The following is a 19,602-nucleotide window of genomic DNA, read 5'->3' as shown; positions in this document are numbered from 1 at the left end:
GATTCTAATTACACGTTAAAGAAGTGGCTTAGGGAAATAATAGACTCGGGCCTGCGTCGAGGCTGCAATATGGCATCTACACAAAGAGCGATTGTAAGCTCGGGAATAGCAATAAGCGCATGGGCATTCTAGCGTTACAGACGATCTTAATATCTAAGACAATATGTCGTAGCAGCCTTCCGTGGATATCGTTCTAGTCACGGAAGCAGAATCTAATCCAATACTGGAAAAAGAACGCATGGCACAGTTAGTTGAGCTAATGCCTTAATCAGATTCGCTAGCCAATAACAAAGGTAAATTCACCAGTTAAACGCCCGTCGATTCGGATGGTTTCAAACTGTAGATGATCACGGGCTTTTCCACCCCACCATTCATTACCAGTATTACCTTTTAAGTACAGCTGGGTGGTAAGTAGCTCTTGATTATCACGCCACAACTTAACATGAATGTGTGGCGGACGAGAAGCGTAAGGTACAGGATACAATGTCTGAAATAAGTAGCGCCCATCCGATTGAGTTTCAACCGCGCCAAACCCTGCAAAGTGAGCATCAAACATATCGTTATTTGGCTGGTTTGGGTGAGTGTAAATTCCTTGCCCATCACACTGCCAGATTTCTACTTTGATGCCTGAAACAGAGTTGCCCGTTGTATCCAGTACTTTCCCTTGTAATATAATGGGCTCTCCAATTAATCCTTCAGTATGAAGTACTAAATTTGATCGAAGAGGAATACGAACGACCGGATAAAATGGTCCCTCTGCTTGTTCAGGTGTTAACTGTATTGGCGTTTTGGCTTTTAAACTTGTCGTAAAAATCAAACTCCAAAGCGCTAAAAAGTGTCGTCGTTCCATGGTTTCACCAATCGCAAATTTTAATTAAGTTTGGTTAACATTGAACGATTTGCCAAGACGAATGCCCGTGGATAATAAAGTTTTATCAACATCTGAAGCATTTGGACATAAAATCTTGTTACGATGTGAGGCTAGCAATACCAAAGCCTCAGCAAACCACCTTAAACACTAAAACCAGCACACATTAAAATGCCCGCATGGTGAATCACTCTAAACAACTTGTTATTTTTTCGCTGAGTACACAGTTTTAAAATGCTCTAAGACAAGCACCATATCTTCTGATGGACTGATATTGAGTTCGTCGCACTCTTTTGAAAAGAAATTCCAGTGAGCTTTTCTCCACCAGCCTAGTGTTTTGTCACCTTCACCTTCTAATGCTGCAAACTCAGCTGTTACTTCATTGTATTTACACTTTGATACAGAGGTTACTTCTATAATGCAAACGGGTTCACCAGACCAATTAGTGACAACCTGAAGATGTCCCACTTCAGGCATAAGTTCACCTTGTTCGCTGTACCAAATATATAAACTGCATGAGGCTCGTTTTTCACCGCGTAATATGAGATCAGCGCATAGGTTTGCATTGTATTCGTCGGCACAAAAATAGTCTGAACTAAATGAGGTGTACTGTGATGCCCTTTCACAAGACAGAGAACTAAGATATTGATCGAGGTATAATTTACTTCTTTCATCCATGATGTTTACTCAAAATGTGATTAAAAATATAACGCCAACACATTACCCATCTCACCTTACAAGGTAAACGCCCAACGACGATTGATGCTTATAGTCGTGCTTTACGTCGCATTACACATCAACAAGATAAATTATCAGACACTTTAATAACCGAAGATCTTAAGCATCATTTCGTGTTATTGGTTAAAAATCATTAGTGAAGTGTAAATTAATCAGAATAGATTACATTTTTAAAATTAATACTGAGGTATTGAGTATAATTATCGGTGTCGTCGGCGCGACATATTTACTTAGCTGTTATATGACTTTTCGCGCGATGATATGGATTGCCATACTTTTTTGACCTGACATAGTCGAGTTGTCGACCAGTGTAGAATTCTCAATATTGAAGTCTGTTAGTAACGCTTCAAACTCTGCTTTTGAACTATGCCACATAGATACACCTGTACCTGAGACAAAATATAAGCTTTGGTATGAACAAAACTCAGCTAGATAAATAATACCCTGAGGTTTGAGCACTCGGTGTAGTTCGCTAAGTATATTGTCACGATAGCTTTGTTCTGGAATACAAGTTAGTACGGCACACAAAACTATCGAATCGAATTCGCCATCAGAGAAAGGCAAAACCTCAGCCGATAGATATCTTAAATCAAGCTCTGGACATTCGCTCAAACCTCGGCTCACCATTTCTTTCGATGAATCGATGCCAACGACTTCACGATAGCCAAGCTCTAATATCTGTTTTGTGATTCGTCCATATCCACACCCAAAGTCCAAAATTTTAGATTCAAGAGGTACAGATGCGACAAAATCATCAGTTGATATTTTTAAATTAAAATTGACTCGATCTGCCACAGAATCCCATTCACTCATGATTTCCTCCCCTGTCATATAACACATTGCTAACGTGAAAACTTAGTGTGCCAGACTTTGCAGCGTAGCGAAAAATGCACGCGTGCCCCCCACTTGCAGGCTTTGTTAGGGCTTGAAACTCTCAGCAACAAACTTACTGCCCATTGACCCCATTAAGACACCTGAACCTTTGTTGATGTAGGACTTAAATCGTAAATAACTTGCTTGAGCCTTTGGGCTTGATAGCAAAATAGAAACTAGGAAGTACCAAGAAAAATTTAAGACAAACACGCCCACAACTAATATTGATGTTGTATAAACAGGAGCTTTCATGGGTAACATAGCTGCAAACACACTGCTAAATACAATTGCAGTCTTTGGATTACTTAACTGTGTCGTCAATCCAAGAACTACCGCCTTAAAATGAGCAGGTTTGTTAGTTAGCTCTGCGTCATCGGAAACAACGTTGCTTTTGCTCGCGCGCCACATTTTAACCCCCAGATAACATAGATACAGACCACCAAGAACTTTGAAAGCTACGTAAAATTCTGGCACAGCATCAAAAAGTGCGATAAGACCCATTGAAGCAATAAATGCAAATGTACTTGCTCCCAAACCTAGACCTATTGAAATACACATGGCTTCTGCTCTAGATTTTGACATAGCTGTTTGCGCAACCAAGATAAATGAAGGGCCTGGTGTCATTGCTCCAAAGAGTAACAGCGTAGCGATTGGCAATAGAAATAAGTATTGCTCCAACATTTATAATCATCCTTGTACTAACTTGCGTGATTGAGCCCTAACTGGGTATTAATAAGCATTCTTACTTCAATGCAAAAATATACCAATATAATACCTTTATCATTATCGATACAATCTATATATTATGAGCCTGATAGCATTTTTGACCTTTTATATGATTTTTTACAATATGGAAAGTAAGAAGTATTTCTTAATATGAATAGGATTAAAGCGATAAAATCACTATATTTTATTATAACTGGTTATACATACAGACGAAAAAAAGGCTAAGTAATAACTTAACCTTTTATTCACCCTGTGTTTGACTGCTTAAATAGGTAGTAAATATGTTTTCACTATCTTTTTACCAGAGTCTTCATCTGTAATTAAGACTTTATTAAAAATAATTGTCATCCCTTGCGGGTTATTAGCATCATCAATATCATAAACATTTATAGGTTTGTTTGATTTTTTATCTAAAACTATTAGTTGCTTACCTGAGTTGTTCAATAAAATTATTGCCTTATCTGTAACTGTCATACCTGTTATAACAGGAGCATCTTTAGTCTTTATTGGTATGATCTGCTCAGCGTTTAACACCATATCTTTACGGCTAAATCTTGATAAAACAATATATTTATTTACCTTATTAGGCAAAGACAAGGTTAGATATTCATTATCTAATAAGGATAACGCACTGCTGCCTATATAACTTTTATTAGCCCGAACTGTCTTTAAGTTACCTCTACCTACTTCTTTCATACGATATAAATCATCAACGGATAGTTTTACATAACTTTTATAAGCAGACGTTACAATAATCTCTCCATTTTTATCAAAAAAAACGCCAGCAATATTACTTACATCTTTATCAAATTTTGGATCAACGTTATAACTGCTTAATATTTTTGATATCGTATTATCCAGTAAATAAATCCAGTTTTTATTGGTAGCAATAACAACTACACTTCTTTTCTCATCATAACTTATCGCTGTAACTCTACCGATAACATCGGCTGGAAGATCAGTATTTTCTATCTTCAGTAGTTCGTTAGCATGTTCAAGCTTAGTGTTTACATTAGCCGTTAATGTATTAAATTCAGGTTGTTCGATGTAATTATTGGCTCTAAATGAAAAATGACTCCACGTAGGCCAATGTTTTGTTTTCCAAACCGTTTTACTTAAATCATAACTAAAACTTTGCGGGCTACCTTGTCCAATATATGGAGGTGGACCAACTTGAGTGAATGCCTGAATTACGTTTAAAAAGATAACTATAATAAAGCTATATCCTGAGAATTTATGGAAATTCCCCCATTGGATCTGTGTTGTATTTTTTAATGTATCTTCATTTGAAAAACCTAGTAATAAAGACATAATTAGTAAGTTAGCTATAAATAAGAGCACTCCCCATGTATAAGCATGAGCACCCAATATTAACCCACCAAACCCCTGTCCAATATCTTGTCCAAGATGCACAGAGCTATGTAATATACTTAACCATAACCCGTAAATACATATAAAATAATAGGTACTAATATATTTCAATCTCAAACCATATCGAGACATATATAAAGCACAAAGAGAAAGAAGTATTATTGTAATTCTTTCCTGCCAACATAATATACAAGGATTATCACCCAAAATATAACCGAGTATCACAGTTGCAATGCCAATTGGGATCACAGTTAATCCTAAAGATAAAGCAGATAAAAACAGGGATATTTGAGAACTATTTAAACGTTTCAATTAGTAATTCCCCATAGGTAATATCATATTCCAACAAACAACAAGAGATAATAAAACACTAAAAATGACAGAAAAAAACAAAGAAATATCACTCAATTTTTTTCTTTTTGGATAAAAGATAACTAATAATGAAGATATTAAAATTATAAATAATAATAAAAATTCCAAGCTCGCACCTTACTTATTTAATTAATAGGTATCATCTATATATGATGATTCAGACACTATTTCTATCGGCTAATTTTTTTACCGATTTCTTTATATATTCGGAAACCAATGTGATGTTATGTAGGCTTTTGATATGCATTTAATTACACATTAAATCTCACCAATAAATCAGCTTTATTATGAGCACTCTTAATATGAATCTAGCTACTTTCTAAGTGATACTTGACGCTAAGAGTTTTTTCTTTGCGTCGATACATCTGTCTATTTACAGAGTTCTTGTTGGTGTGCAACATGAGCGACAATCGCAATATTACGAATACTTTGAGCATCTAACATTTTTTATCCTCATATTGATGTGACGAATTGATCATACAGGCTGTACAAAAATATCAATAACAACATTCAGACAATAAACATCACTAATGAGACAATGGTATAGCAACTAACAATAAATTTATTCTATAGAACGCTCAAATTATTGAAGAATCACCACAATTCACATTTCTACATTGCAAGGTTTTGATAAAAGTTTAGCTTTATGAACAACGGGATTTCCATACCCGCCTGATGCGAATGCATATCTTACTTGCTCAACACTGAGCGATATTGTCGGTCGCTATAGAAAGTTTAACCATCAAAACATAAAGCTCTTTGCTTTTGTTTCGATCGATAACTTAAAGATGTATGAATACAATGCTGATTCTGCGTCTTGTCACACCAAAGCGTGTTTGATCATTCAGAAATGGGCTGAGCAAGGTGGCTATATTGTCTAAAGTAGCCAATAAATATATTCAGGTTTGTACTTTTACTGTCAATGGGAACTATGGCGGTGTATGTTTGCGTTCAGATGATTCACTTGTAATCAAAAAAGACAGCGATATCGAGACTTTTTTCGTATTAGAAGATAGTGCATTCTTGAAAATAATGAGCCTATTTCTATATGATAAAAACGCACAGTTTACTTACGTGAAACTGTGCGTTTTTTTATATAAGTATTAAACGGTTAAAACTTATATTCCGCAGAAATTTTGTATGAACGACCTGGCTCGTAAACTTGTGTCCACGGTGTACGGTAGTTCTCATCAAACGCATTTGCGACAGTGAAATCAACCGTTAAACCTTCCATGTTTGAGGTTGGCTCCCATGAGGCATAGAAATCAACAAGTTCATAAGACTTATAAGGACCTTCGTTATTATCTTTTGGACGTCGATCTTGAGTGCTCGCAAAGATAGCTCGTGTACCTACCTTGGTATCAATTTCCCAAATACCGTAGTCAACTTGCGCTACCCATTTATCGGCAGGGATATTACTTAACCACTCACCTGTTTTTTCATCTTTGCCACGTGTTTGACCGTACGATAACAATGTATTTAATCTGTCATAACGATACTGGGCAACAACTTCAAAACCTTTTAACTTAGCATTATCAATGTTATTTGAAGTACTTGTACCACCACAACCATCACCAGAGCCATGGTTTGCCATCATACACGCCATCATTTCACTACGGCTTGGTACTGTTACATCTAAATTGATAAAGTCTTTAACTTTGTTTTGGAAAACGCTAGCTGTGATCAGTAACTCATCATCACCAATAAGGTGATCGAAATTAAAAGTACCTTTTAACTCGATATTATGTGCCTGCTCTGGCTTTAAATTCGGGTTAGGCACAAACACATTGGTAATAGGTCCCATTGCAAAGTGAGTACCGTCCATAAATAGTTCAGACGTACTTGCCGCTCTAAATGCTTCGTCATATCTTAATGACCATGCCATCCAGTCTGTCGCTTGCCAGTTAGCACCCACAGATGGAGACCAAGCATCTTGCTTATTATTTTCGAATCCTTCAGCTTTTGACTCAAACGTGTCGTAACGTAAGCCGGCATCTAGTTCCAGTGACTCTAATAAAGAGTAATTAACATGAGCAAAGCTACCTATGGTTGTTGCTTTAGCGCCATCAGGAGGTGTTGGACGCCCCGAGGTTGTTACTGGACGTTTAGTATCTAACTTATCTTCATAACCATCTGCACCAATAAATACTTGGAAACGGTCTAAATCCGATTTATTCGTAACAGAGAAACCTTTTGTGGTAATAGAACTGATATCTTTTTCAGAACTCCCATTACCCAACTCTTTAATATCTGTATCGTTACGATAAATTCTAAAGGCACTATCAATTAAGTTACTTTCAGGGTTATAAGCATACTTTAATGTAATATTTTGATCCGTGGACGTACGATCAATTAGTTTATCTTCTGTAATTAATGGCTCATCCGAACCGACAACAGGTGGATGCCCGTCATAATCAGAAATGCGGTAATCTAAACCAATGCTTTGGCTATCGGTAAACTGCCAATTAAATTTAGCTAACCCCGTCTTATTAATCGCTTCAGTACCATAGAGCTTATAACCATTGCCTTGCTCCATCACACCACTATCTTGGTAACTACCAGCTAGTAACCAATCAACATTATCTTGTTTGTTAGCAATCGCGCCAACAGTGGTAACAACATTCCCGTTACTCTGATAGCCAGTCTTAACTTTGCCACCAAAGCCTGTATCTTCTACCAAATCATCTGCAGTGATTGTATTTTGAATAACTACACCACCAATTGCACCTGAGCCATATAAAGAACTCACAGGGCCCTTTACTACCTCAATGTCACTGATCAAAGTTGGGTCTAAGAAAAAGGATGGTCGGTGATCAAACTGGGCATTTTGGCGGTTACCATCAATAATTTGTAAGACTTTATTCCCTTCTAAGCCACGAATATTAATAGATTGATTACTCGCAACATTACCACCAGCAACAGATACATTTGGTATGAATTTTACCGCTTCAGCGACTGAATTAACCTGCATTTCATCAAGTTCTTCGCTGCTAACTTTTGCAACCGTCCTTGTTTTATCTTGGTTAGTTTCATCAACCCTAGAAGCAGAAACAACAACCTCATCAAATTGAGACACATCGTTGCTGGCATAAACAGATGGAGAAAGAGCCGCTACTAAAGAGCTGGCGATCAGAGTTAATTGCTTGTTCATATATCCCTACTTCACAATTTTTTATTTGTAACAAAATCCGCAAAACATTATTACAAATAAAAACGATAATTACTATCATTTAGATTAAGAAATAAGATTTATTTACTTTACATTATTAGAGAGAATATTTATTGCTCTATAAGCTATTTAACACTGAGCACTGAAAATTAAAAAAGAGGTAAAGGTATAGTTAACGTGTGTTTTTAGTACAAAAAGAAAGCAATTAACCCATCTATTTATTCGTTATTTAATAAGTATGATTTTTCACTTTAATATGCTTGATAAACAGCAATATGATTGTTAGTATGCGCGCTCGTTTTACGACACTAAGTAAGGTCGCATTACTTAGTGAATCATTTATATCGAAGAGTATTGATTATGAAATTCAACGCAGTAGTACGTACTGACCTAGGTAAAGGTGCGAGCCGCCGCCTACGTCTTGCAGAGCAATTCCCAGGTATCATTTACGGTGGTGAAGCAGCACCAGTTGCTATCGCTCTTAAGCACAGCGATGTTATCAACCAAATGGACAAGCCTGAGTTCTACGAAGGTTTCGTACTAGTAATCGACGGTCAAGAAGTTAAAGTTAAGCCTCAAGACATTCAACGTCACCCGTTCAAGCCTAAAGTTGAACACATGGACTTCAAACGCATCTAATTGCGGGTTCATAAACACTTTTCTAAAGCACTCCTCGGAGTGCTTTTTTTATATCTAAATAGCTGCGTCGATATATTTACTAAAACAGCGACTGTTGCGGATCATCCTCTTGCTCAATATTCTTGTCTAACTCTTGCTGCAATTTAGCCCGATGACGCCTTAATACTTGTTGTTTACGTCGACGACATATATCAAGTACCAAATGTTTTTCATCATCGGTCATTTTAAGCCAATACAAACGCTCTTCCCTACTACGGAAGCATCCTTTGCAATACCCTTTATTATTCACTTAACATATGCGCTTACAGGGACTTGGAATATCAAAAAAGTCTTTCTGTTCCATGCCTACTAAATTTCGTCATCATACCTTTAATGAGAATAATAGATCTTTGTCAATCGCGCTGTTATTAAGTGAAAAACACTGACAAAATTTTGCTAATTCGTTAATTCTGTACTGATTTTATGAAAAAATAGTCAGTTATGTTAGTTGCTTTCATCACCTCAACTCTGATAAGGTTATTTGAGTTGTCATGGCTGATAACTAATTTTTACATTATATATCTAGTCATGTCCCTGAATAGATATACTAAAGGAGGGAACCATGGATTTTTTTGTACCATCGGCTAAAAACTTTGAACAAGCGGAATCTGTTTATTCCTCTATTGCTACACACGTCTCAGCCCCTATTCCGAGCGATAGTAGTAAACGTGTAAGTAAGTTAGTTTGGTTACATGAAGGAACGGTATGTATTGGTGAGGTAGGTAAACTTCCACCAGAAATATTCCGTGCACCTGAAGAGATTTTAGCTATTTTTGAATGTGGTGATGTATATAAAATCTGCACCCAAAACCGTGGTGTGATCAATTTTGATCCTATTCTTGCTAATACTAAAGATGTATCTAAAGTTGAATTCTTTAAATAGTCTTTATTTATTAGCAATAAAAAGCGCGCTTATATAGCGCGTTTTTTTATGTCATTTCTCAAATACTAGTTGTTTTATTCAACGCGATCATCAGATTCTTCAGCTAAGTTTAAAAACTTTAAGCCTAAACTAAGTAATAAAATTGAAACAGGTAAAATAAGTATCTTCCAATCAAGATTATCGAAATTGACCAATACGGCTTCTAAGAACTTAACAAAAAGAATAATTACAATCACTTCTGCTAATACATTCTTTAAATGCCCAATATTAGGTGTTTTGATCCAACCTAATACATTTGTTTTATCAGCGTCTGGTGACTTCTTATTTGATATAAATAGTGTGAATACGCCATGCGCAAAGATAAACAAGACAAAAGCGATTAAGAATGTATCGAGTGACTTGATTAAATAATACGTCGCTATGTCTGCAGTATCTAAATGCGCTAGGCTGTTGTGCGGTATTTCATTTAAAAATACCACAGCAAACGCAGTATACGTTTTCATTGCACCAACAATGAAAAGTAGCAATGAACCAAGTGTAGAGCAAATGATGGCTAGCCAGCCTACATGTCGAAAAGCATTAAATGTTTTTTTCATAATGAGATAAATCTAAATTTTTTCACATTATAAAGAATAAACCATAAACATCTAGCAACTCTTAATGTGAATATGGAATATAAACAAACCAAAAGTATAGTTAAAACAAACCTAACTGTGGCGCTGTTATATCATCGAAATATTTACCAATGAACGGCAATATACCATCGGCAACCGGCTTTAATTGCTTATCAATATAATGGTTATAGTCGATAGGACTTTGACGATACTCACTTGGCTCTGCTCCCGATACCGTAAAGATATATTCAATCGTCCCTTTATTTTGATATTGACGAGGGCGACCTAATTTTAGGTTCATTTCATCAGCTAAACGGGCTGCACGCACTTGAGGTGGTATATTTTTCTGATAATCAGCTAAATTTCGTCTTAATCGCTTACGGTAAATAAGTAGATCATCAAACTCCCCTGCTAACGTTCGCTGAGTATAATCACGGACATAATCATCAACATCCTGATCATGAAAAACCATTTGATACAATGACTGCTGAAAATGCTGAGCTAATGGTGTCCAGTCAGTTCGAACCGTCTCTAATCCTTTAAATACGATCTCTTCTTTATCTCCTCGCCACACTAGACCTGCATAGCGCTTTTTGCTGCCTGTTTCTTGTCCCCGAATAGTGGGCATTAAAAACTTGTGGTAATGGGTTTCATATTCAATCTCAAGGGCCGATGTTAAGCCATATTCATCACATAGATGTGCTGTCCACCACTGATTAATATAAGCCACTAAGTCATTACCAATAGCATTTGCATCATCTTGTGAATGGGCTTTTTTGAGTGATACAAAAGTTGAGTCGGTATCACCATAAATTACTTCATAACCTTTAGCTTCAATTAACTCTCGAGTTAATTTCATGATTTCATGACCACGCATGGTTATCGAAGAAGCTAAACGGTGATCAAAGAAACGACAACCTGACGATCCTAATACACCATAAAATGAGTTCATGATAATTTTAATTGCTTGGGAAAACGCTTTTTCGCCATCACGTTTGGCTTGATCACGTGCAGCCCATAACTCTTCAATCATCTTCGGTAAGAAATGCTTGGTACGATGAAAACGTCCGCCACGAAATCCATTAATAGCTTGGTGATCGGCTTTACCTTCATCTTGGTTTAACCCTTCTACTAGCCCCATAGGATCAATCCGAAAAGATCGGATAATCGAAGGATATAGTGATTTAAAATCAAGAACTAATACAGAATCATACAACCCAGGTTTTGAGTCCATTACATAGCCGCCGGGACTTGCTATCCAGTTATCACTAACAAGGTTTGGTGCGATATACCCTGCTCTGTGTAATTGCGGCATATAAAGGTTAGTAAAGGCGGCTACGGACCCCCCTACTCGATCCAATTCAACACCCGTTAAACGGCAACGTTCGATAGCAAAATCGAGTAAATGAGTATGCTCAAAAATGCGAGTCACTAACGCACAATCTTGTAAGTTATATTTTGCAAGAGAGAGTTTATCATGGCGAAACATATCATTAATTTCCGCCATCCGATCGTGTACGTTATGAATCGCTTTACCTTCACCCAATAATTCTTGTGAAACCGACTCTAGCGACCACGAACGGAAGTTATAGGTCGCTGTTTTTAGCGTATCAATACCATCCATGACGACTCGTCCAGGAACAGTAATAAAACCTTGATTAGGGTTTTGCGAAGATGGTCGATAATGCGGCGTTTGTCGTCCACGACCAATACGTAAATTAACTTTATTCCATTCAGCACGATGCAGTAATAAACGAAAATCAAAGTCGATAACGTTCCAGCCAATGATCACATCAGGATCAAAAGCCATGAACCATGACTCTAACGACTGCAATAATGCTTTTTCATTTTCTACCCACTCGATGAACAATTTATTAGAATCGCTATAACCGTCAGGTGCTTGCCCTACCATGATCACTCGGCTATCAGCATCGCTGTGTAAACCAATAGAATACAGTACGCCTTTCTCAGAGCACTCAATATCTAACGACACGACACTCAGTGTTGGCACATAATCAACAGGTTTTACTTTAGTTTTTGTGACTTCAATATGACCAGCACGCTGGCGTTGATCACCCGTAAAAACTAAGCCACCACGTACAAAACGTTCCATTAAGTAGCGATCAGCTAAACGAATATCTGATTCAAAAACATCAATAAGCTCAGCAGAAAGTGCTTTTACCGCAGAGAAACCATCACGAATAGTTTGGCAATAACAGGCAGAAACAACATGATGCTGAAACGTTTTCAGTGGCAGATCTTTCCACTCTGTCGTGATACTTGCATTCGTTAATACCTGTTGGGCTTGCGCTTTTTGCTCCGTACGAACAAAGAAAACAGGCTTGTCGCCTATAATGGACAAACGATATGGACCATTTTCTGTTTTAACCCAGAAAATGATTTCTGTTTGTCCATTAATGTCACGACTTTGGCGAGTTAAAACAAAACCCGTTGTTAACGACTGCAAATAAAACCTCTGCTGTTGATATGATCACCCGATCTTTTTTTCTATTTTTTCAAACTCTGCCACAATCCAATTGCCAACATGTTCAACTAAAAACAAAGCGGCACGTTTGGGCACTTGCGGACCATTAATAAGAATTTGAATACGTTCAATATCGACCGTTTTGTCAGGATAAAAATGAAGGAAGAAGTCAGCACATTGCTGTTCACTATAAGCAAAACTCGATGTCCGATGCGCCACCAGCATAAAGCAGCTCCGTAACATCTTCTTACCCACCTTTCGGCACAATGCGTTATATTCAGTGACGCTTTTCGTTGCCATGATTTTACTACGACAATCCGCAAATACCGTTTTTATATCACTATTAAACGCTTTTGCTATCTCCCAACTCGGTTCAAACAAGCCAAATTGTGTTGCCAAGTTATCACCATAAAGGCATACACTACAGTGCTTAAACCAGAAACCCCATTTAAAAATCGATGAGAGTGTCATCGCCTCATCTCTCGTAACCACCGCAATATCAACCTGAGTGATAACGTTATAACGATAGGCTATTTGTTTACAAAGTAAGTCTAATACGCGATTTTCTGATGCCGATAAGGGGCTATTAACAACCAGTGTTATATTAAGATCCGAACGTTCTGTTATCGCACAACGAGCGGCAACACTGCCATTTAAGTATATGCTGTGTATCTGCTCTGATAGCTCAGCCTGTAATTGTTTTACCAAAGCTAATAACGCTGGCATATAAGGAGCTTGAAATGGGGTTAATTCATCAAGAACAGGTAGTGTTTTCATTACAAATACAACTCATCGACAACGTTAATCAGTAAAAGCAGCAATAACAAATCGTCATAAGAATGTAGATTTTTATGCTTTATTCTCTCTATATACTACCAAATTCGACCTATCGATAGTAAAAACTCACATTCACTGTTTTTCTGCTTAAATTTTCATTCAAACCATTATAGGCATCGCTTCTTACTGCGGTTTTAGTATAATCACCACTCTTACCAACAAAGAGACAGATCTTAATCTATGGAAACTCAAAACCTGATTTCTTACGATGACGTTATCGATGCGGCATACGATATTTTCTTAGAAATGGCACAAGATAATTTAGAGCCAGCAGACGTATTACTATTCACTGCACAATTTGAAGATCGTGGTGCGGCTGAAATCGTTGAAACACGTGATGACTGGGCAGAGCATGCTGGTTTTGATGTGGATAAAGAGCTTTTCGCTGAAGTTATCATTGGTCTTGTTAACGAAGAAAATGATGAGCTAGATGACGTGTTTGCTCGCATGCTAATCAGCCGTGATCCTGAAAACAAAGGCTGCCATATTCTATGGAAACGCGATTAATTATCGTATTCCTTATATAAAAAAGGCGATATCACATATTTATTTATTGATGTGATATCGCCTTTTTTACTGTTATACCGAGTAATAGAGCTTAATTAACTCGCAAGTATTGTAATGTCATGTTTCTCACTACGTCGGATCCAGATCAAACTCAATACGACAATAATTGCCATGACTGAAAGTACAGCACCTAAGTTAAACTGACTTTGCGCACTCATTGCTGATGCTGCTAATGTAGCTATACCAGCGCCTAAATTCTGAAGCCCACCAAGTACAGCCCCTGCTGTACCTGCATGTTGCGGAAACGGCTGAATAGCTAATGTGGTAGCGGCAGGAAATAAAACGCCAGCACCTATAAAATAAATAAACGCACCACCAATTAAACTGGTAACCGTCACCAGCCCTTCCATGCCTGGAATAATAATCGTAATAGCACCTGCAAGTAATGCAAACATACCCAAGAATAAAACGCGGTTTGTACCCAATTGCTTCATCAGTTTATTTGAGCCCCAAGAACCCAACAAATAACCGGGTAAAGGCAGAATGAATAGCCAACTTACGGTACTTGGATCAAGTTTTAATACACTACCCAGTAATACCCCTGCTGATGCTTCAAACGTAGCGACACCGGCAAAAGTGGCAATTAAACACACCACATAACCTTGAAAACGGCGATTAGATAATACGTAACGATAACTTACCCATACTCGTTCCGCTCGGCGACTTTCAACAGGTAATGTCTCGCCAAAAGAACGCATCAGAGCTAGCGTTACAAGTGCACCAAAAACGAGTAGGAAAATATAAATAGATTCCCAGCCAAGATACTCTGATAAATAGCCACCTAGTAGTGGTGCAATCAATGGAGAGAAGATCACCCCCATACTGACTAAACTATTTACTTTGTGTAAATCATCACCGTCATAACAATCTCGTGTAACTGTTCGGCTCATTGCACCACTTGTACCAGTACCCATACCTTGTATAAAACTAGCAAGTAGGAGTACATCAAAACTAGGTGCCACTAATGCAATAGCTGCACCGATCAAGAAGATGATCATACCGCTGATCATTACAGGACGTCGTCCAATACGGTCAGATAGCGGGCCATAAACAAACTGTGACAAACCATAAGGGATCAAATACGCGGCCATCACAGCCTGCAAAGAAGCGGCTTTAACGCCAAAGAACGTCGCCATTTCTGGGATCGCTGGCACGTACATTGTTTGGGTCATTTGCCCAACAGCAATAAATATAATAAGCAAGAATAGGAACTTGCCCATATTCGAAGACGATTGCTTAACCACAACCCTTACCCTCAGACAGAATAATATTTCATAAATAACCCGATTAAATAAAAACGAGCCCAGAAAACAGAATAAAACTCTAACCTAACAATAAATAATGAATAGAAAACTCAATATGTATTCTTATATTAGAACCTATGACTAAATTTGAGACGAGATGTTAATCCTGATACTGGATTAAGACAAGAAGATATTGCTTGTTTTAGCACGAATTAAATTTTAATTTGGATTATATTTTCTAATGCTTAAGTTTGGGAAATAATGTTCAGAAAAATTGTACAGATACAAAAAAGCCCTGTAAGCAATACAGGGCTTCTTTTAAACAAATAATATTGCTTAATTTTCGAAATTAAAACGATGATGACCATGACTTGCTTTGGTCTTTAGATAACTTTCATTACCATCTTTTATGTGTGCTTTAGTACCAACAACTTCAACAATGTTAATACCATTTTCACTTAATTCGCGAATTTTTTTTGGATTATTAGTAACAAGTCGAATTTCTGTTAAACCTAGTGCTTTTAGCATGTATGCCGCTTCACTGAAATCGCGTAAATCGTCACCAAAACCTAGATGATTGTTCGCTTCATATGTGTTCATACCTTCGCTTTGAAGCTTATAAGCATCAATTTTATTGTACAAACCAATACCACGACCCTCTTGGCGAAGATAAAGAATGATACCACCTAACTCACCCATCTTTTCAATAGTTTCATCTAACTGCTCACCACAGTCACATCGAGATGAGTGGAAAACATCACCAGTTAAACATTCAGAATGCATACGCACCAAGGGCGCTGTCGTTTTTTCTGCATCTTTAAAAATAACGGCAACATGTTCTTTACCAGATTCAAGCCCATTGAACGAAAGCAAATCTGCAGGAATATTGCTTTTTAAACCAACTTTAAAAGGCACTCTCGCCCTAACATTTACCATATTCTTCCTAAGCATTTGCTAATACTCAATCATAAGGAATGCTGTTGCTTATGATGACTATCGACTTAATTTCAACCTGTAAATAATAGCGAAAATTACCACATGACAACAGTACCGCGCTTTAAACAAAGATAATACGTGATTAATCGTTTAAAAAGATCACTAGCAGGTTGAATTTATCGTACTGTACAGCAGGTACTCACGTGTACTACCTCAATGTGTTATATTATAACACATTTAATACCCAAGCAATTTGCTCGACTATTTATAGTTTATAGTCTATCCGCTAGCGTCATTAGTTTAGATAAAATAACATCGCCAGCAACACCTAACCCATTATGTTCATATTCATTAGTCACCCACACTTTAGCGTGATTTAACCCTACCAGGGTTTGACAACTTAAATCATAATCAACATACATATCATCAACATAGACAGCAGCAACTACGGGAACGGTATTCTTCGCTAATTGTTTAGCATCATATAAGCTAGACCAATCATCTTTCACTGCAAGTAAATCGGCTGCGACTTTTAGTGGTTGTAAACAATGCAGTTGATCGAACATCCACGGATAGACCATCTCTCCTGTAAAGAAGAAATCATCACCCTTTGCATAATTAAATTGCGGATATTCTCTACGTACACGTTGTGCTGACCAATTCGATGCATCATGTTGGCAATAGATAGATTCATGCAAAATAGCGTAGATAGGATTTGTCTGATAGCTTTGCTCTAATAACATTTGGTTTAAAAAGCTGTAACTCAATTCAGGTTTACCACTGACTTCAATAAATGCTTCATCAAGAATATAGTACATGGCTAAGTCACCACCACCTCGACCTAAATTAATCCCCCACAGTTGGAATTGTTCAACAGTAAAACGTTGGCCATTAGGTAACCTAACATCATTATCCAATAAGAAATTAGCGATATCGACACATTGCTGTTGTGCACTCGGGAAGCGAGAGAAAAAACCATTATTTTCACCAATTACACGTTTATAAGTAGCACGATAAACGTTATCAGCATGCCCTGTAATCGGCGGAATCCCTCCGGTTAAATAAGCACGTGTTAATGACTGAGGATAATAAGATAAATAATGCAATGCGCAAAAACCACCAAAGCTTTGCCCCAAAATTGCCCATCGTTGAATATTTAAAGCTTCACGAACAAATTCAGCATCTTTAACAATATTATTAGCACGAAAGTAGCTTAAATATTCTGTTTGCTGCACTGACGTTTTATCAGACAATGTTTGATGAGAAATCGGAGAACTTTTCCCTGTGCCTCGTTGATCAAGCAGTAATACGCGATATTTTGTTAGTGCTTGTTTAAGCCAACCAGAGTTCCCTGTCGGGCGTGGTGATGGAAACCCTGGTCCTCCTTGTAAATAAACTAACCATGGCAAATCATCATGTTCGTGGTCTTGCTTCACCACTTCTCTAGCATAAACAATAATTTTTTCTTGATGAGGATTTCTATAATTCAGCGGAACAGTAAAACAATGTGATTTAAATAGTAAACCATCACTTTTATATATCTTTTGCATTTACTGCAACTCCATTATTAGGTTAATTTATAATACAACATTTAACACAAGGTTATATAAGCGTTAAAATATATAACTATAAGTGCCAGTTTTCTAGTCGTTTATTTAATAAATGTATTTATGTTTGGAATAAATAGCTAAACAATAATAGAATATACCTAGTTTCAATCGATGCTAATTTCAATATCATGAATAACAATTTATTACTTCGTTGTAAGCAACCTTTCATAATCCTCATTATAGGTTTAGGCTCTATCTTTTTAATGCAATATTTTATAAAAGTTAGTTTATTCCAATATGGACTTTATCACCGTGTTAATTTGAAAAATTTAGTCAATGAACCAGATTCCATGGTATTTGACTCAGGCATAAACGCGTTAGTGCCTTCATTTTACCTTTCTGATAATGAGGGTGTTGCTCTATCTACAGGTATAGAAAAGTTAATACCAAAGCTAACTTTTACATGTTCAATACATGACATTAAAGAAATGCGATTAGCAAATGATTTGTCGAGTAACATTCATTATATTGGATTGATTACCCCTTATAGTCGTTGTTCCAATTACGGGATAAATTCACCAATAAATGATAACTACAATAAAGAAAATGCAATCACGCTTGAAGACTATGTGGTTACTCCATATTTAGGCAGTCGTTTGAAAATAATTCGTAATTTGCCTAATGATACCCATCTAATCACAATTACCGATCCATTAAATCGTCAGCTATATTTTAATAATACAAAAGATAATAATGTTGTTATTTATCTTGAAATTTATGTAACACAAAAAGGGTTAACGGATATTGTTCATTCAGAACTTTTGATCGTTAATGTTTTTTTATGCATTCTACTTGTTATTACATGTTTATTTTTAGGGCTTCGTCCTCAGCAACGAACAATTAAAATGGCTATTGATCGGGGTATAAAGCGCAAAGAGTTTATCCCTTTTTACCAGCCTATTATTAATTCAATGACAGGCTCGATTGTAGGTTGCGAAAGCTTACTCAGATGGTGTAAAGCAAATGGTGAAATTATTTCTCCTGCTATATTTATTGATATTGCCGAGCAGAATAAACAAATTTACGAGATCACTGATCTTCTGATATCACAAGTTACCAACGATATTACAAAACTAAATAATATTAGTGATGATTTTTATATCAGTATAAACGTTATCCCTCGCCAACTTCAAAATCAAACATTTGCAACAAAACTACTGAATACTCTATCAGCAAATAAAGTATCTCATCGTCGTATTTCGATAGAAGTAACAGAGCGTACCCCTTTTACGGATTTAGCATCGGCAAAAGCCGTAATGCAGCGCCTTGTTGATAACCATATAGGCATAAAATTAGATGACGCAGGAACAGGTTTTGGTGGATTTAGCTATTTTCAAGAACTACCGATTAGGACATTAAAAATAGATAAAATGTTTATAGACACCATCGGTACTTGTGATGTTAAAGCAAACATTTTAAATGCCATCATTAGTTTTGGTAAAAAAGCAAAATTAACAATGATTGCTGAAGGTGTAGAAACAGAAGAACAAGTTAATTATCTAAAAAGCCAAGGAATATTTCTAATTCAAGGTTTCTTTTACGCAAAACCAATGCCCTTTTCTGATTTAGAAAAATATATTGAAAACAATATAATAAGATAAAGGATAGATACCATCGAGAATAAATGATAT

17 protein-coding genes are annotated in these 19,602 nt (G+C 36.8%); 4 read left to right on the top strand and 13 right to left on the bottom strand.

Annotated features, from left to right (window positions below; genetic code table 11):
- Nucleotides 1-277: 277 nt before the first annotated feature.
- The 6 genes from SKA34_RS10515 to SKA34_RS10485 all read right to left on the bottom strand — a co-directional run bounded on the left by SKA34_RS10515 (nucleotide 278) and on the right by SKA34_RS10485 (nucleotide 8,099).
- Nucleotides 278-850 carry a protocatechuate 3,4-dioxygenase gene (locus SKA34_RS10515; protein WP_006645503.1) on the bottom strand — a complete coding sequence of 191 codons (573 nt, stop codon included), beginning with the start codon at nucleotides 848-850 and terminating at the stop codon, nucleotides 278-280.
- 222 nt (nucleotides 851-1,072) lie between these two features.
- Nucleotides 1,073-1,546 carry an ASCH domain-containing protein gene (locus SKA34_RS10510; RefSeq protein WP_039860246.1) on the bottom strand — a complete coding sequence of 158 codons (474 nt, stop codon included), beginning with the start codon at nucleotides 1,544-1,546 and terminating at the stop codon, nucleotides 1,073-1,075.
- 297 nt (nucleotides 1,547-1,843) lie between these two features.
- Nucleotides 1,844-2,419, bottom strand: coding sequence for a class I SAM-dependent methyltransferase (locus tag SKA34_RS10505; protein ID WP_006645501.1), 576 nt, complete (start codon nucleotides 2,417-2,419; stop codon nucleotides 1,844-1,846).
- A gap of 105 nt (nucleotides 2,420-2,524) precedes the next feature.
- Nucleotides 2,525-3,160, bottom strand: a complete 636-nt coding sequence (locus tag SKA34_RS10500; RefSeq protein ID WP_006645500.1) for a LysE family translocator — start codon at nucleotides 3,158-3,160, stop codon at nucleotides 2,525-2,527.
- Between the two features lie 309 nt (nucleotides 3,161-3,469).
- Entirely contained in the window at nucleotides 3,470-4,888 is a 1,419-nt protein-coding gene (locus SKA34_RS10495; protein ID WP_157044482.1) for a disulfide bond formation protein B, read from the bottom strand.
- Nucleotides 4,889-6,059: 1,171 nt separating this feature from the next.
- A complete protein-coding gene (locus SKA34_RS10485) occupies nucleotides 6,060-8,099 on the bottom strand; it encodes a TonB-dependent hemoglobin/transferrin/lactoferrin family receptor (RefSeq protein ID WP_006645496.1) in 2,040 nt (679 codons plus the stop codon).
- A 378-nt stretch (nucleotides 8,100-8,477) separates the two neighbouring features.
- Here SKA34_RS10485 and rplY point away from each other — a divergent pair, with 378 nt between their 5' ends.
- A complete protein-coding gene (gene rplY, locus SKA34_RS10480) occupies nucleotides 8,478-8,756 on the top strand; it encodes a 50S ribosomal protein L25 (protein WP_006645495.1) in 279 nt (92 codons plus the stop codon).
- A 79-nt stretch (nucleotides 8,757-8,835) separates the two neighbouring features.
- On the opposite strand, the gene SKA34_RS23070 is transcribed toward rplY, so the two are convergent.
- Complete coding sequence (locus SKA34_RS23070) at nucleotides 8,836-9,045, bottom strand: DUF1289 domain-containing protein (RefSeq protein ID WP_083784387.1); 210 nt, start codon at nucleotides 9,043-9,045, stop codon at nucleotides 8,836-8,838.
- Nucleotides 9,046-9,357: 312 nt separating this feature from the next.
- Between SKA34_RS23070 and SKA34_RS10475 the strand changes: the two genes are divergently transcribed.
- Entirely contained in the window at nucleotides 9,358-9,678 is a 321-nt protein-coding gene (locus tag SKA34_RS10475; RefSeq protein WP_006645494.1) for a hypothetical protein, read from the top strand.
- 74 nt (nucleotides 9,679-9,752) lie between these two features.
- Here SKA34_RS10475 and SKA34_RS10470 read toward each other — a convergent pair whose 3' ends face one another.
- The 3 genes from SKA34_RS10470 to SKA34_RS10460 form a co-directional block, all read right to left on the bottom strand.
- The gene (locus SKA34_RS10470) at nucleotides 9,753-10,274 is read right to left on the bottom strand and encodes a YqhA family protein (protein ID WP_006645493.1); all 522 of its coding nucleotides are present in this window, start codon (nucleotides 10,272-10,274) and stop codon (nucleotides 9,753-9,755) included.
- A 100-nt stretch (nucleotides 10,275-10,374) separates the two neighbouring features.
- Complete coding sequence (locus SKA34_RS10465) at nucleotides 10,375-12,759, bottom strand: DNA polymerase II (RefSeq protein ID WP_006645492.1); 2,385 nt, start codon at nucleotides 12,757-12,759, stop codon at nucleotides 10,375-10,377.
- A gap of 24 nt (nucleotides 12,760-12,783) precedes the next feature.
- The gene (locus tag SKA34_RS10460) at nucleotides 12,784-13,554 is read right to left on the bottom strand and encodes a hypothetical protein (protein ID WP_006645491.1); all 771 of its coding nucleotides are present in this window, start codon (nucleotides 13,552-13,554) and stop codon (nucleotides 12,784-12,786) included.
- 240 nt (nucleotides 13,555-13,794) lie between these two features.
- Here SKA34_RS10460 and SKA34_RS10455 point away from each other — a divergent pair, with 240 nt between their 5' ends.
- Entirely contained in the window at nucleotides 13,795-14,121 is a 327-nt protein-coding gene (locus SKA34_RS10455) for an HI1450 family dsDNA-mimic protein (protein ID WP_005368211.1), read from the top strand.
- A 95-nt stretch (nucleotides 14,122-14,216) separates the two neighbouring features.
- Here the strand turns inward: SKA34_RS10455 and emrD are convergent, their stop codons facing one another.
- The 3 genes from emrD to SKA34_RS10440 form a co-directional block, all read right to left on the bottom strand.
- On the bottom strand, nucleotides 14,217-15,401 hold the full coding sequence (emrD, locus tag SKA34_RS10450) for a multidrug efflux MFS transporter EmrD (RefSeq protein ID WP_006645490.1): 1,185 nt from the start codon (nucleotides 15,399-15,401) through the stop codon (nucleotides 14,217-14,219).
- A 360-nt stretch (nucleotides 15,402-15,761) separates the two neighbouring features.
- Nucleotides 15,762-16,361 carry a GTP cyclohydrolase II gene (gene ribA / locus SKA34_RS10445; RefSeq protein WP_039860243.1) on the bottom strand — a complete coding sequence of 200 codons (600 nt, stop codon included), beginning with the start codon at nucleotides 16,359-16,361 and terminating at the stop codon, nucleotides 15,762-15,764.
- Between the two features lie 272 nt (nucleotides 16,362-16,633).
- Nucleotides 16,634-17,911, bottom strand: a complete 1,278-nt coding sequence (locus tag SKA34_RS10440; RefSeq protein WP_006645488.1) for an alpha/beta fold hydrolase — start codon at nucleotides 17,909-17,911, stop codon at nucleotides 16,634-16,636.
- A 263-nt stretch (nucleotides 17,912-18,174) separates the two neighbouring features.
- Here SKA34_RS10440 and SKA34_RS10435 point away from each other — a divergent pair, with 263 nt between their 5' ends.
- Nucleotides 18,175-19,572: an EAL domain-containing protein gene (locus tag SKA34_RS10435; protein ID WP_232284266.1), complete on the top strand. Its 1,398-nt coding sequence runs from the start codon at nucleotides 18,175-18,177 to the stop codon at nucleotides 19,570-19,572.
- Nucleotides 19,573-19,602 lie beyond the last annotated feature (30 nt).

Source organism: Photobacterium sp. SKA34, assembly GCF_000153325.1.
In the GTDB taxonomy this organism is placed as follows: Bacteria; Pseudomonadota; Gammaproteobacteria; order Enterobacterales; family Vibrionaceae; genus Photobacterium.
This window is presented reverse-complemented; position numbering and strand designations above follow the sequence as displayed.